We start from the raw sequence: 13,198 nt of genomic DNA on the forward strand, positions 1-13,198 counted from the left end.
CCGGTCTACTGAGTGAACGAAGCGACCAAGGCATCCGAGCCCCGCGCCAGCAGGCCGAGGTCGGAACCAACGGCAACCATGGTGAAGCCGTCGGCGAGGTAGCGGTCGGCATCGGTCTTTGCGGGAGCCAGGATCCCGCTGGCCTTGCCTGCCGCCGTTGCCGCCTTGCGCACCGAGGCGATCGCTTCTTGAACGTGTGCGGCCCCGGGATTGCCCATCGCACCCATATTGGTGGAAAGGTCGCCGGGCCCGACGAAGAGAACGTCGACGCCGTCCACTGCCGCAATTTCCGCGGCATTGGCGACGCCCAATTCATCCTCGATCTGTACGGCGAGAAGCTGCTGCTCACGCGCCTTGGCGTGGTAACCGGCGATGCGACCGAAGCCGTTGGCACGGTGACCGACCGAGAAGCCGCGAAATCCACCAGGCGCATATGTCATGGCCGCGACAATGGCGCGGGCCTGATCGGCCGTCCGCACATTGGGGATCATCAGGCTGCGCGCACCGATATCCAGGGCCTGCTTGATCAGATTGGGATCGTCGGAAGGCAGCCTGACGACGGCCTCGCTGTCAAAGCCGCCCATGACCTGCAACTGGGCCATGATGCTGCGCAGATGATTGGGGCTATGCTCGCCATCGATCAGCAGCCAGCCGGCGCCGGAGCCCGCGACAATTTCCGTCGTCAGGGCCGAAGCCAGCGAGCACCAGATGCCGATATGGGCCCGGCCGGCCGACACGGCAGCCTTCAGCGTGTTGAGGCGCTCTTGCATTTTGCGGTCGGTCTCCGATGAGCGAAAGGACGTTGAAATTTGTATGATGTCCTATATCATACGGCAATAATTTGCTGCAAGATGCAATACGCACCAACCTTCGTACAGGGGTTCAAGAATGAAGATCGGGTTCATCGGGCTCGGTGTGATGGGAGCACCGATGGCGCACCATCTCGTCGACGCGGGACATGAGATCTTCACGGTCCTGAACCGCTCCCCTCTGCCGAAGGACCTTAGGGCATCGGTCGTCGCCTCTCCTGGCGATGTGGCGCGGATGTCCGAGATCATCGTGACCATGCTGCCCGACACGCCAGATGTGGAGCGTGTCCTGCTTGGAGGAAACGGCGTCCTGGAGGGGCTGTCGGCCGATAAGCTGGTCATCGACATGAGCTCGATCAGCCCTATCGCCACTGCGGAATTCGCAGCGAAACTGCGGCAAGCGGGAGCCGGCTACCTCGACGCCCCGGTCTCGGGCGGTGAGGTCGGCGCCAAGGCGGCGAGCCTCACCATCATGGTCGGCGGGCCGACCGCAGAGTTCGAGCGCGCGCTGCCGATCTTTCGGACGCTGGGCAAGAACATCACCTTGATCGGCGAGCACAATGGCGCCGGCCAGACCTGCAAGATCGCAAATCAGATCATCGTCGCGCTCAACATAGAGGCCGTGGCGGAAGCGCTCGTCTTTGCCAGCAAGGCCGGTTGCGACCCGGCAAAGGTGCGCGCCGCGCTGATGGGCGGCTTTGCCTCGTCCCGCGTGCTGGAGGTGCATGGCGAGCGCATGATCGCCCGGACCTTCGCCCCGGGCTTTCGCATGCGGCTTCACCAGAAGGATCTCAACCTCGCGCTCGAAAGCGCCCGCGCGCTTGGCGTCTCGCTGCCGAACACCGCGATGGCGCAACAACTGATGAGCGCCTGCTCAGCCCGACCAGGCGGCGCGGAGGCCGACCACTCGTCCCTCGTCCAGGCGCTGGAGATCCTCAGCGGCCACGAACTGTCAAAAGAAAAGGAGTAAAACCGATGCGCGGAACCGGCAAGGCCGAGATCTTCGTGATGCTGGCCCATCCCGTGGCCCATGCCAAGAGCCCCGGCATATTCAACGAGATCTTCGAGCAGAAGGGCCTCGACAGCCTCATGGTGCCCTTGAGCTGCCGCCCGGAGGATTTCGAGGCCTTCTGGGCCGGCATCACGGCAGCCGAGAATATCAGAGGCGTGATCATCTCGGTGCCGTACAAGGTTGCGGTCTATCACAAATGCACCGCCGCTCACGACCGCGCCGCGAGGGTGCAGAGCGCCAATTCCGTGCGCCGGCTGCCCGATGGCAGCTGGTACGCCGACAATTTCGACGGCGTCGGCTTTATCGATGGCCTCAAGGCAGGCGGACATGAGATTGCCGGCCGCCGCATCCTTCAGGTCGGCGCCGGCGGCGCCGGCGCGTCCCTGGCCTATTGTCTTGCGGAAGCCGGCGCCGAGGAAATCCGCTTGGCCGACATCGATACCGGTCGCGCCGAAAAACTGGCGGCGCTGGTCGCGCAGGTCTTCCCGAAATGCCGCATCCAGGTTGGAGCGGCCGAGCCTTCCGGCATGCATATGGCGATCAACGCCACGCCGGTCGGCATGCACGCCGGCGACCCGCTGCCGCTGGATGTGAGCCGGCTGACCCCGGATATGACGGTCGTCGACATCATCATGGAGCCCGCCGAGACCCCCCTGCTAAAGGCGGCGAAAGAGATTGGCTGCCGCATTCAGCCGGGGCGCCCGATGATGGATTTCCAGGTCCGGGCCATGTCCGAATTCTTCGACATCGAAGGCAAGGGTCGCGGCAATGGCTGAGACATTGACGGCCGTCGTCATCGGCGGCACTTCCGGCATCGGACGCGCGATAGCGCTGCGCTTTGCCGAGGACGGCTACCATCTGGTGGTCGCCGGCAGGGATGCGGCACGGGGCGATGAGGCGGTTGGCGCCTGCGCGGCGGTTGGCGCACCGCGCGCGCTGTTTGTCCAGACCGATGTCGCCGAATCCGGCTCGGTGGAAGCGCTGGCGCAGGCCGTCAGCGACGCGTTCGGTGCCCCGCACGTCGTCGTCAATTGCGCCGGCATCCTGCAGAGTGGCAAGCACGTCCTCGACCAGGATCTGGACGAAGACGAGAGGATGTGGCGAGTGAACTATCGCGGCACCTTGCTGGGTTGCCAGGTGTTCGGTCGGCTGATGTCGGCTGCCGGGCGAGGCGCGATCCTGAACGTCGGCTCGCTTGCCTCCTTCGCGCCGCTGTCCCTGCCCGCCTACACGCCCGGAAAGCATGCCGTCCTGGCCTTGACCCAGATCCTGGCCGCCGAGCTCGGTCCGCACGGCGTACGCGTCAATGCGGTGGCCCCCGGCTACACGCTTTCGGACGGTCTGAAAGCCAGGATCGCCAAGGGTGAGCGCAATCCCGAAGCCATCCAGGCGACCACCGCGCTGCGCCGCTTCGTCGAGCCGCGCGACGTTGCCGAGGCCGCACTGTTCCTCTGCTCCGACCAGGCCGCATCGATAACCGGCGTCACGCTGCCCGTCGACGCCGGCTGGCTCGTTCAGGCGCCCTACGCACAATATCTGCAGGGAAACCCCATCCGCCAGACGCCGGCAATCTGAGTCCATCCGGCGGAGGCCGGAAATCTGACCAATCCGGCGGAGGCCGGAAATCTGACCAATCCGGCGGAGGCCGGAAATCTGACAAGGACAATCCAATGAGTGACATCAAGCGCTTCGACTTCGACACCCGCATCCACCACGGGGTCATCCACAATGGCACCCTCTACCTCACCGGCCAGGTCGCAAAGCCGGGTCAGTCCGCAGCCGACCAGATGCGCGAGGCGCTTGGCAAGGTCGACGTCCTGCTTGCCAAGGCCGGTACGGACAAGACACGCATCCTTCACGTGCAGATGTGGCTGGACGACATCAGGGATTTCGACGAGGTCAACACGGTCTGGGACGGATGGATGCCGAAGGAGCATGCACCCGCGCGCTCTTCCGGCGAAGGACGGATGGCCAAACCTGGAATGCTGGTCGAGCTGATCGTCACCGCGGCGGTTTGAATGGCCTTGCCGGTTCGGGCATCATCGCGAATCTGGCTAAGGGGAGACTGATGACGAAGCGCAAACCGCTTTCCACTGTCGTGGCGGAGAGTCTGTCCGAAAAGATCCGTTCCGGATCTCTGCTTCCCGGCGCGCAATTGCCGACCGAGGCGGAGCTTTGTGCCGAGTACGACGTCAGCCGGACGGTGGTGCGGGAAGCGGTGGCGCGATTGCGCTCCGAAGGGATGGTGGTGCCGCAGCAGGGCCGCGGCATGTTCGTCAGCGAAACGCCGGCGCCGCGCAATTTCTCGATACCGGACGAGGCGCTGAGGACCTTGCCGGAAACCATTGCCCTGCTCGAACTGAGATTGAGTGTCGAGGTGGAGTCCGCCGGGCTATGCGCGGAACGGCGCACCGATGCGGAGGCGAACGGAATCCGAGCCCTGATGGAACAGGTCGACGCCCAGCAAGCGGATCCCGCTGTCGTCCAGATCCACTACGACTATGATTTCCATCTGGCGATCGCCAAAGCCGCGCGCAACGAATTCATCCACGGCTTCCTGAGCTATCTCAGGCCGATGATCGTTCCACGCTTTCAACTGGGCTACGTGGTCACGCCGGCGCTCAAGGACAGCTATTACGCACGCATTCACAACGAGCACAAAACCATCGTGGATGCCATCGAAAGGCAGGATGGTCGTGCTGCTCGCCAGGCCATGCGCAAGCATCTGCACAACAGCCTCGGGCGTGTGCGCGCTTTGGCACGGGCTTCGGGCGTCGCGGCGACAGAGGCAGAGCAGCAGGCGGCTGCGGCCTCGCTCTTTACCGATATGAAGAGGCCTGCTCCGACAGGCGGGTAAGGCCCCCGGCTTCGATCACCTAAGGCATTCGCACTCACCCAGATTAGCCACCGCATTGCGAAAGCCATGTTTTGGCTCCGCCAGCTGACCTGAACCGTTTCCCGCAGGTTGAGAACATCGTTTTCCCATCATTTCCTTCGATTTTCAGCCTCGGCGCCGAAGTGACCACCTGCCCGGTTTTCGGGCGAGAAAAGAGAATTCGAAAGTTTATCTTTCCTTTTTGCTGGTTTTCTTGGTTTCGCGGCATCGGCCCAGGCCGCAGACTGAATCAGGCAATCAGGGAAGCCAACGTGACGACAGCCTTCATCACAGGTGCAACAAGCGGCATAGGGCGGGCCATGGCGATCGCACTGAGCGACGCCGGCTACGATGTCTATGCGGTCGGGCGCAGCCAGGCCGCGCTCAAGGCGTTGCAGGCCGAGCGATCCGGCATCGTGCCCATCGCCGTCGACGTGACCGATCGCGAGGCGCTGGAAGCTGTTCTGGCGGATCTGACCATCGACGTGCTGATCAATAATGCCGGGATCATGCCACCGTTGGGCAATTTCGCCGACATGAAAATCTCCGACATCGACACCACGCTGGAGGTCAACCTCGGCGCGGCAATCCTGCTTACCCGCCTCGTCGTTCCGCAGATGCGCGAGCGGCAGGCTGGCCACATCCTGTTCACCGGCTCCACCGCGGGCCACGCGGCATATTCCAACATTGCCGTCTATTCGGCCACCAAGGCGGCGATATCAGGCTTTGCCGCCGCGTTGCGCGCCGACCTCTCCCCATCAGGCGTCCGTGTCACCGAGATCGTCGCCGGCCGTGTCGAGACGCAGCTCTACCAGGACATCCTCGACGCAAAGGCGCGCGCGGCCATGTACGCCAGCAAAGTGGTGCAGCCGGATGACGTGGCCAGAATGGTGGTCGCGGTACTCGGCCTGCCCGCATGGGCCGACGTTACCCGTTTCGACATCATGCCGACATGGCCAACCTCGCCAAGCGGCACCAAGTAAGGAAAAACTGGAATGAAGGATCTTTCCGTTCTGATCGTAGGCGGCGGCGCTGGCCTCGGCGCGCTTTTGGCCAGGATGGCTGTAGAGGCCGGGGCTGCAAAGATCGGCATCATCGACATCAACCAGGACGCCGCCGAAGCCGCTCTCGCACCGGCAAAGGCCAACGGCCTGCCGACCGCGGCCGCCCTGTGCGACATCCAGGTCGGCCCTCAGTGCCACGCCGCCTTCGACGCCATCGTTTCGAAGCTCGGGCGTATCGACACGCTGATCAATTGCGCCGCGATCTACCCTCGCCGCCCGCTCCTCGAGATCAGCGACGCCGATTGGGATGCCTCCAATGGCATCAACATCAAGGGCACTTATCACATGATGGTGGCAGCCGTTCGCCACATGCAATCGCAGGAGCCGAAGAGCCATGTGCGTGGCCGGATCGTCAACCTGACCTCTGTCGATGCCTTCAAGGCGCATCCGCAGAACGCCCACTATGCGGCAACCAAGGCCGCCGTGGTCAGCCTGACGCGCTCCTTTGCCCATGACGTCGCAAAACACGGGATCCTGGTCAATTCGGTGGCCCCCGCAGGCATGGCCACGGAGCGGGCCAAGGCCCTCGGCTTCCTCGAGGAACTGGCCAAGGCGAGCCCGCTGGGTCGTGGCGCCGAGCCTGCGGAGATTGCCGAGTGGGTTCTCATGACCGGCGGCCCCAAGAATACCTACATGACGGGAGAAAATGTAATTGTTTCAGGTGGTTATATATACGCCTGAGCTATTTTTGCAGCGCCGGCGGCGCTGAATTGTCCAACAGGAACGCAAGCGAAAGGAGGTGGAATAGACGATGACCGGCAAGCTTCGCCTTCCCTCGCTGAATGCGCTTCGCGTCTTCCACGCCGTCGCGCAGCACAAGAGCTTCCGGCAGGCGGCGGATGAATTGCTGGTCACGCCGCAGGCCGTCGGACAGCAGATCAAGCTACTGGAGGACACGCTTCAGGTGACACTGTTCGAACGCAAGGGGCGGTCGGTCGAATTGACCGAGTCTGCCATCCTTCTCTCGCACTATGTCAAAGCTGGGTTCGACGAGTTTTCCGAAGGTGTTCGCCGCGTCACCAAGTCGAATTACCGGGACCGCATCAACCTGAATGCGAGCCCCTATTTCGCGACCCACTATTTGCTGCCTCGCCTATCTCTGTTCCGGGAGATATTGCCCGGTGCGGATCTGCGCCTGACGACGATGGTCGATCTGCCCGATTTCGGACGCGACGACATCGATATGACCGTCCAGTGGGGCTACGGCAATTGGCCGGACTACGAGACCATACTGCTGGTGCCTGATCCGAAGGTCATCTGCTGCACTCCGGCCATCGGCGAGAGCATCAAATCGGCGCAGGACCTGACGTTGTTCACGTTGCTGGACACCGTCAAGTCGAAGCGCCTTTGGCCAGACATTTTACGCCACCTTGCCATCGAGCAGACGGACGGCAACCGAAGCATCAGCTTCGACGATGCCGCGACCATGCGCCGTGCAACCCTGCAAGGCATCGGCGTCGGTCTCGTCTCCGTCATCGACGCCGAGGAAGATTTGAGGTCGGGCGCGCTGGTCGCTCCGGTCGGGCGCGACGCCCTTGCCGATATGCGGCCGGAAGAAGTTCCTGGATTCTACCTGATCGTCCCGCGCGGGCACCTGCGCGTGAAGGCGGTCGCCGCCCTTCACCGATGGCTCGCCCAGCAGGACTGGGGCAGCGATCTGAAGATTTCCTCCGTGCCGAAACCGACCCCGCTTTCCGACTAGGAGCGGCTTTGAGACCGAGCTCCGAAAGAGAACTTTTGGGCCTCCAACAACAAGAAACCAAACAACCTCAACAGTGGAGACGGAACATGAAGACGATGAAATGGGGGGCCGCAGCCATGGCCCTTGGACTTGTGCATTTTGCAGCGCCGGCAGAAGCCGCCGGCGGCAAGACGCTGGAAGCCGTCAAGGCGCGCGGCGTGCTCAACTGCACCGGCCATGACGGGTCTTACCTCGGCTTCGCCGAAGTCGACGACAAGGGCAACTGGAAGGGCATGGACATCGATCTCTGCCGGGCGGTGGCCACGGCCGTGCTCGGCGACCCGGCAAAACTGAAGGTCGTTCCGATCAGCTGGGCGCAGCGCTGGCCGTCCCTGCAATCGGGCGATGTCGACATCATCATCAAGGCGTCGGGCGGCACGCTCAGCCGCGACACCGAGCTCGGCCTGCAATTTTCCATGTCCTATTACCTCGGAACGACCAAGGTGATGGCGCACAAGGAGCTAAACCTCAAGTCGCTCAAGGATGCGGCCGGCGGCACGATCTGCATTCCCGCCGGCACGTCGCAGGAACAGCAGGTCGCGGCCTATACGGCCAAGCTTGGCATCAAGCTCGAACCCGTGCTCATCGAAAAGACCGAGGAGCTCGAGCAGGCCTATTTCTCCGGACGCTGCGATCTCTATGCGCAGTGGGGCCCGACGCTCGCCATTGCGCGCATCGCCAAGAGCAAGGTCGACGACCATGTCATCCTGCCCGACGTGCTCGCCGTCGAGCCTGAAGTCATGATCATGCGCCAAGGCGACGACAATTGGGTTGACATCGCCAACTGGACGCTGAGCACGCTGATCTTCGCCGAGCAGGAAGGCATCACCTCCAAGAACGTCGACGAGGTCAAGGCCAAGCCGACCTCGCCGCAAGTCGCCAAGTTCCTCGGCGTCACGCCAGGCATGGGCAAGGGTCTCGGTCTCGATGATGACTGGGCCTACAAGGTGATCAAGAACGTCGGCAATTACGGCGAAATCTTCGAGCGCGACCTCGGCAAGGACTCGCCCTACAAGATGGACCGCGAGTTGACCAACCTTTGGAACAATGGCGGTGTCCTGTTCCCGCTGGTGATCGACTGATCCGTCCTTAACTCACCCGCTCCAGGCCCCGCCCGGCACAGCTGGGCGGGGTCGGCGACAATTCGGCAAGGATCTTTGGATGGTCAGCCTGCTGAGAAATCAAAAGGTCCGCAACGCGCTGTTGCAGGTCCTCTATGTCGGCTCGATCGCCGCGATGGTGCTTGCCGGCATCGTGATCGCCCGCCGCAACCTGGCTGATCAGGGGATCACCTCCGGATTCGACTTTCTGTTCAAGTCGACGGGTTGGGATGTGAATTTCTCGCTGCTGCCCGCCACGGCCAATGATCCCTATTGGTGGTACTTCCTCATCGGCATCATCAACACGCTGTTCCTGGGGAGCGTCGGCCTGATTCTGGCGACGATCGTGGGAACGATCGTCGGTCTGGCGCGGACGTCTTCGAACGATTTGGCGCGGCTGCTCGGCCGTACCTATGTGGACATCTTCCGCAACATTCCGCTGATCCTCCAGGTTTTCTTCTGGTATGCGATCATCACGCACCTGCCGACGCCGCGCAGCGCGCACGAAGCCTGGGGCTTCCTGCTCACCAGCCGAGGACTCTACATCCCATTCCCGAACGTCGGCAGTGCCGCGTTTGCCGCAGCCACAGTGGCTGTGATCGCGGCCATCGTGCTGCCAGCCTGGCTGGGCAGGACGTCGCTCCTTGCCCAGCCGATCGGCCAGCGGCGCACCATCCAGTTTGCCGCTGCCGCAGCGGCACTGGCCTGCGCGACCATCATTCTGGCTCTCGGACGTCTGCCGGATACGCCGCTGCTGGACTTCCCTGCCCTGCAAGGCCTCAATCTGAGAGGCGGCCTGCGTATCCCTCCGGAGTTCGCCACCCTCGCTATCGCCATCGCCATCTATGGCGGCTCCTACATTGCGGAGATCGTGCGCGGAGGCTTCAAATCTGTCGGCACCGGCCAGGTCGAGGCAGCCCTTTCCTTGGGCCTTAGTCCCTGGCGGGTCTTCACGCTGGTGCGGCTGCCGCTGGCGCTGCGTGCCATGCTGCCGATCCTTGCCAATCAGTATGTCTGGCTGATGAAGGCGACGACGATGGGCATCGCCGTGGGCTTCACCGACTTCTTCATGATTGTGGCGCTGACGATCAACCATTCCGGGCAAACCCTCGAAGCGATCGGCATCCTGATGGCGGGCTTCCTCGCCATCAACCTCAGCCTTGCCGCCGTCTTCAACCGCATCAACAAGGCAATTGCCCTCAAGGGCAATCAACTGAGGGGCTGAGAGATGGAGATGGTCATTGTCGCTCCACCCGCTCCCGGCAGGCTTGAGGATCTGAGGCGACGCTTCTTCGCGACGCCGCTTCAGGCGGTGGTGTCGCTGGCCTGTCTGACGATCATGGTCTTCCTGGCCTGGAAGCTGCTGAATTGGGCGGTTTTCTCGGCTGTCTTCACCACCAGCGGCGGGCCGGAAGCCTGCCAGGCGGCAGCGGGAGCCTGCTGGTCGGTCATCGCAGCGAGATGGCGGATCATCTTCTTCGGCCTCTATCCCTACGAGGAACAATGGCGCTCGGCGCTGGCCTGCGTCGCCGTTGTGGTGATGACGGTGCTGAGCTGTATCCCGGCGTTCTGGACGGGCCGCCGGATCGCGCTGGTATGGGGAGCCGGAACAGGCCTTTTCTACCTATTGATGAAAGGCGGCGTGCTTGGCCTTGCCCATGTGGGCGAGGAAGCCTGGGGCGGGCTGGCGCTGACCCTGTTCATCTTCGTGACCACCTGCCTGATCGGTTTCCCCTTGGCGATCTGCTCGGCCTTGCTGCGCCGGTCGGAGCTGCCCTGGATTTCGCGGACCACCGGCCTCATCATCGACGGGGTCCGGTCGCTTCCGCTGATATCGATCCTCTTCACCTTTGCAGTGGTTCTGCCGTTCGCGCTGCCGCAATGGCTCCAGGGCGACAAGCTTTACCGCGTGATCCTCGGCTCCGCTCTGTTCTTCTCCGCCTATCAGGCTGAGATCGTGAGAGGCGGCATGCAGGGCGTTGCGACAGGACAGGAGGAGGCTGCCATGGCGCTCGGCATGCGCTATTGGCAACGCATCAGCCGCATCCTCCTGCCTCAGGCCATGCGCAACGCAATGCCGGCCACGATCAACCAGTTCGTCATCTCGTTCAAGGAGACCTCGCTGGTGGTCATCGTCGGTTTCTTCGAGATCCTGGCTTCCGGCAATGCCGCCTATGGCACCGGCGAATGGCGCTTCGCCTATGTCGAAGTCTATGCCTTCATCGCCTTCATCTACTTCATCTTCGTCTTCAGCCTATCCCGCTATGGCGCCTTTCTCGAGCGCCGCATGTCGGTCAGCGAACGGTAAGGAGGCGTGCAGGTGATCTCAACCAATTCGACCGGTGAGCCGGCGCTCCGCATCGAAAACCTCGACAAATACTACGGCACGTTCCAAGCACTGCGCGGGATAAACCTTTCCGTACAACGGGGCGAAAAAATCGTCGTCTGCGGACCCTCCGGCTCCGGCAAATCGACGATGATCCGCTGCATCAACCGCCTCGAACAGCACAATGGCGGCCGCATCGCGGTGCTCGGGACCGAGCTCAACGACGATGTCGGCAATATCGACGAGATCAGGCGTGAAGTCGGCATGGTGTTCCAGCACTTCAACCTGTTCCCGCACATGACGGTGCTGGAGAACTGCATGATCTCCCCGATGATCGTGCGCAAGCAGCCGCGGGCGCAAGCCGAGGCAACCGCCCGCCACTACCTGGAGAAGGTGCGCATTCCCGAGCAGGCCATGAAATATCCCAGCCAATTGTCCGGCGGTCAGCAGCAGCGCGTCGCCATTGCACGCGCTCTTTGCATGCAGCCGCAGATCATGCTGTTCGACGAACCGACCTCGGCGCTCGATCCGGAAATGGTTTCCGAAGTGCTTGACGTCATGGTCACGCTTGCCTCGGAAGGCATGACGATGATCTGCGTGACGCATGAGATGGGCTTTGCGCGTCGCGTGGCGGACCGGGTGCTTTTCATGGACGGCGGCGAGATCCTCGAAGAAGCGCCTCCGGACGAGTTCTTCACCTCTTCCCGCAACGAGCGCACTCGACAATTCCTGTCGCAGGTGCTGGGTCATTGATTGGAAAGCAACGATCCGGACGTGTCGCTCGGCACGCCCTCAGCTAACTCGGGTAGATCAGTGACCGATCACGCCACCGCGCTGCACGAGATTCTCGGGCCGAAAGGCTGGCTTTCGGGCCGGGATGCCGAGCCCTACCGGCGCGATTGGCTCAATCGCTATGGCGTCGCACCTCTTGGCGTTGCCAGGCCCGCAGATACGCCGGAGGTTGCCAGTGTCGTCAAGCTATGTCGCGAGGCAGGGCTGGCGGTGGTGCCACAGGGCGGGAACACCGGGCTTTGCGGCGCCGCCGTCGCCGAGCAGCCGAATGCGGTGATCGTCTCGCTGTCACGCATGACGGCGATCGGGAAGCCGGATCTGGACAGCGGATCGATCGTCGTCGAGGCGGGTGTCGTGCTGGCAACGCTGCACGAGACGCTGGAACCGAATGGCCTGATGTTTCCAATGCGTCTGGGCGCCGAAGGCAGCGCCAGGATCGGCGGCCTGATCGGCACCAATGCCGGCGGCAGCCAGGCTTTCCGATACGGCATGATGCAGGATCTCGTCCTGGGTCTCGAAGTCGTGACGCCTGATGGCGGGATTTGGGACGGACTGCGCGCGGTGCAGAAGGACAATGCCGGCTATCAACTGCGCAAGCTGTTCTGTGGCGCTGAGGGCACGCTCGGCATCGTCACGCGCGCGATCCTGCGGATCTACCCCAAGCCTCGGCAGCAAGCGAGCGCCCTTCTGGTCCTGCCCGGCTTTGCAGCCGCCGTTTCGTTCGGCGCCTTCCTGCGCGGCGAGGCCGGGGAATTCCTGACTGGCCTCGAGTTCTTCTCCGATGTGGGCCTGCGATTGGCGCTCAAGCACGTGCCCGACCTTGCCTACCAACTGGAGACACGGGGCGACGTCTATCTGCTGGTCGAACTGGCATCGGGGTCGTCACGCGTTCCCCTGGACGAGATCCTGGCTTCGGCTCTGGAATGGGGCATGGAACAGAGCCTGGTTAGCGACGGCGCGCTGGCGGCGACAGGTGCGCATCGGGCACAATTCTGGCGGCTGCGCGAGGAGCAACCGGAGGGACAAAGGCTGGAAGGCGAGCAACTCAAGCACGACATCTCCGTCCCTCCAGGTGCAATCGCCCGTTTCGTCGAGGCTGGCGCGAAGATCTGCGGCGGCATTCTTCCCGGTGTGCGGATAAACCCGTTCGGGCACCTCGGCGACGGAAACATCCATTACAATTTGTCTCCGCCGGAAGGTCGTGCCGATTTCGACGGCAAGGCCGAGCTGTTCGCAGAGGCGCTGTCATCTCTTGCCACTCAGATGGGCGGCAGCTTTGCCGCCGAGCATGGGCTTGGCCGGGCAAAGGTGGTCATGGCCGACCGCAATCGCGGCCTGGTGGAGCGAGAGCTCATGGCGCGGCTCAAAGGCGCGTTCGATCCGCTGGGCACGATGAACCCGGACGTCCTGGTGCGCGCCTCTCGGGAAAGAAAAACTTTCGAATAGACGGCATTTCTTGGTTTCGTCTCGATGTGCCAG

The 13,198-nt window shown here is 62.9% G+C and carries 14 protein-coding genes; 13 read left to right on the plus strand and 1 reads right to left on the minus strand.

The genetic code is table 11. The features are described 5' to 3' along the window. Positions 1–5: 5 nt before the first annotated feature. A complete protein-coding gene (locus LB519_RS17290; RefSeq protein ID WP_224620683.1) occupies positions 6–770 on the minus strand; it encodes an HpcH/HpaI aldolase family protein in 765 nt (254 codons plus the stop codon). A gap of 118 nt (positions 771–888) precedes the next feature. Here LB519_RS17290 and LB519_RS17295 point away from each other — a divergent pair, with 118 nt between their 5' ends. The 13 genes from LB519_RS17295 (at position 889) to LB519_RS17355 (ending at position 13,165) form a co-directional block, all read left to right on the plus strand. Beyond that, the gene (locus tag LB519_RS17295) at positions 889–1,779 is read left to right on the plus strand and encodes a 2-hydroxy-3-oxopropionate reductase (protein WP_064992566.1); all 891 of its coding nucleotides are present in this window, start codon (positions 889–891) and stop codon (positions 1,777–1,779) included. Between the two features lie 5 nt (positions 1,780–1,784). Next, positions 1,785–2,597, plus strand: coding sequence for a shikimate dehydrogenase family protein (locus tag LB519_RS17300; RefSeq protein WP_224620684.1), 813 nt, complete (start codon positions 1,785–1,787; stop codon positions 2,595–2,597). Continuing rightward, positions 2,590–3,396, plus strand: coding sequence for an SDR family NAD(P)-dependent oxidoreductase (locus tag LB519_RS17305; RefSeq protein ID WP_224620685.1), 807 nt, complete (start codon positions 2,590–2,592; stop codon positions 3,394–3,396). The genes LB519_RS17300 and LB519_RS17305 overlap by 8 nt, the downstream gene beginning before the upstream one ends. Before the next feature lie 95 nt (positions 3,397–3,491). Beyond that, the gene (locus LB519_RS17310) at positions 3,492–3,839 is read left to right on the plus strand and encodes a RidA family protein (protein ID WP_013530405.1); all 348 of its coding nucleotides are present in this window, start codon (positions 3,492–3,494) and stop codon (positions 3,837–3,839) included. Continuing rightward, complete coding sequence (locus LB519_RS17315; RefSeq protein ID WP_224620686.1) at positions 3,740–4,678, plus strand: FadR/GntR family transcriptional regulator; 939 nt, start codon at positions 3,740–3,742, stop codon at positions 4,676–4,678. Before LB519_RS17310 ends, LB519_RS17315 begins: the two co-directional genes overlap by 100 nt. A 290-nt stretch (positions 4,679–4,968) precedes the next feature. Beyond that, positions 4,969–5,679 carry an SDR family oxidoreductase gene (locus LB519_RS17320; RefSeq protein WP_224620687.1) on the plus strand — a complete coding sequence of 237 codons (711 nt, stop codon included), beginning with the start codon at positions 4,969–4,971 and terminating at the stop codon, positions 5,677–5,679. Positions 5,680–5,691: 12 nt separating this feature from the next. Next, positions 5,692–6,441 (plus strand): SDR family NAD(P)-dependent oxidoreductase, encoded by a 750-nt coding sequence (locus tag LB519_RS17325; RefSeq protein ID WP_063168723.1) that lies wholly within the window; start codon positions 5,692–5,694, stop codon positions 6,439–6,441. Between the two features lie 70 nt (positions 6,442–6,511). After that, a complete protein-coding gene (locus LB519_RS17330; RefSeq protein ID WP_013530401.1) occupies positions 6,512–7,462 on the plus strand; it encodes a LysR substrate-binding domain-containing protein in 951 nt (316 codons plus the stop codon). 86 nt (positions 7,463–7,548) lie between these two features. Then, the gene (locus LB519_RS17335; protein ID WP_013530400.1) at positions 7,549–8,583 is read left to right on the plus strand and encodes an amino acid ABC transporter substrate-binding protein; all 1,035 of its coding nucleotides are present in this window, start codon (positions 7,549–7,551) and stop codon (positions 8,581–8,583) included. A 79-nt stretch (positions 8,584–8,662) separates the two neighbouring features. Next, on the plus strand, positions 8,663–9,826 hold the full coding sequence (locus tag LB519_RS17340) for an ABC transporter permease subunit (RefSeq protein WP_013530399.1): 1,164 nt from the start codon (positions 8,663–8,665) through the stop codon (positions 9,824–9,826). 3 nt (positions 9,827–9,829) lie between these two features. Continuing rightward, on the plus strand, positions 9,830–10,909 hold the full coding sequence (locus LB519_RS17345; protein WP_224620688.1) for an amino acid ABC transporter permease: 1,080 nt from the start codon (positions 9,830–9,832) through the stop codon (positions 10,907–10,909). A gap of 12 nt (positions 10,910–10,921) precedes the next feature. Further along, a complete protein-coding gene (locus LB519_RS17350; protein ID WP_027161621.1) occupies positions 10,922–11,680 on the plus strand; it encodes an amino acid ABC transporter ATP-binding protein in 759 nt (252 codons plus the stop codon). A gap of 60 nt (positions 11,681–11,740) precedes the next feature. After that, positions 11,741–13,165, plus strand: coding sequence for an FAD-binding oxidoreductase (locus tag LB519_RS17355; RefSeq protein WP_224620689.1), 1,425 nt, complete (start codon positions 11,741–11,743; stop codon positions 13,163–13,165). Positions 13,166–13,198 lie beyond the last annotated feature (33 nt).

Source organism: Mesorhizobium sp. AD1-1 (genome assembly GCF_020164655.1).
Lineage (GTDB): Bacteria > Pseudomonadota > Alphaproteobacteria > Rhizobiales > Rhizobiaceae > Mesorhizobium > Mesorhizobium ciceri.

What these genes read in the sequence shown, in the direction of transcription:
- LB519_RS17290 (WP_224620683.1), bottom strand. Translation starts at nt 770, where the DNA reads ATGCAAGAGCGCCTCAACACGCTGAAGGCTGCCGTGTCGGCCGGCCGG.
- LB519_RS17295 (WP_064992566.1), top strand. Translation starts at nt 889, where the DNA reads ATGAAGATCGGGTTCATCGGGCTCGGTGTGATGGGAGCACCGATGGCG.
- LB519_RS17300 (WP_224620684.1), top strand. Translation starts at nt 1,785, where the DNA reads ATGCGCGGAACCGGCAAGGCCGAGATCTTCGTGATGCTGGCCCATCCC.
- LB519_RS17305 (WP_224620685.1), top strand. Translation starts at nt 2,590, where the DNA reads ATGGCTGAGACATTGACGGCCGTCGTCATCGGCGGCACTTCCGGCATC.
- LB519_RS17310 (WP_013530405.1), top strand. Translation starts at nt 3,492, where the DNA reads ATGAGTGACATCAAGCGCTTCGACTTCGACACCCGCATCCACCACGGG.
- LB519_RS17315 (WP_224620686.1), top strand. Translation starts at nt 3,740, where the DNA reads ATGGATGCCGAAGGAGCATGCACCCGCGCGCTCTTCCGGCGAAGGACG.
- LB519_RS17325 (WP_063168723.1), top strand. Translation starts at nt 5,692, where the DNA reads ATGAAGGATCTTTCCGTTCTGATCGTAGGCGGCGGCGCTGGCCTCGGC.
- LB519_RS17330 (WP_013530401.1), top strand. Translation starts at nt 6,512, where the DNA reads ATGACCGGCAAGCTTCGCCTTCCCTCGCTGAATGCGCTTCGCGTCTTC.
- LB519_RS17335 (WP_013530400.1), top strand. Translation starts at nt 7,549, where the DNA reads ATGAAGACGATGAAATGGGGGGCCGCAGCCATGGCCCTTGGACTTGTG.
- LB519_RS17340 (WP_013530399.1), top strand. Translation starts at nt 8,663, where the DNA reads ATGGTCAGCCTGCTGAGAAATCAAAAGGTCCGCAACGCGCTGTTGCAG.
- LB519_RS17345 (WP_224620688.1), top strand. Translation starts at nt 9,830, where the DNA reads ATGGAGATGGTCATTGTCGCTCCACCCGCTCCCGGCAGGCTTGAGGAT.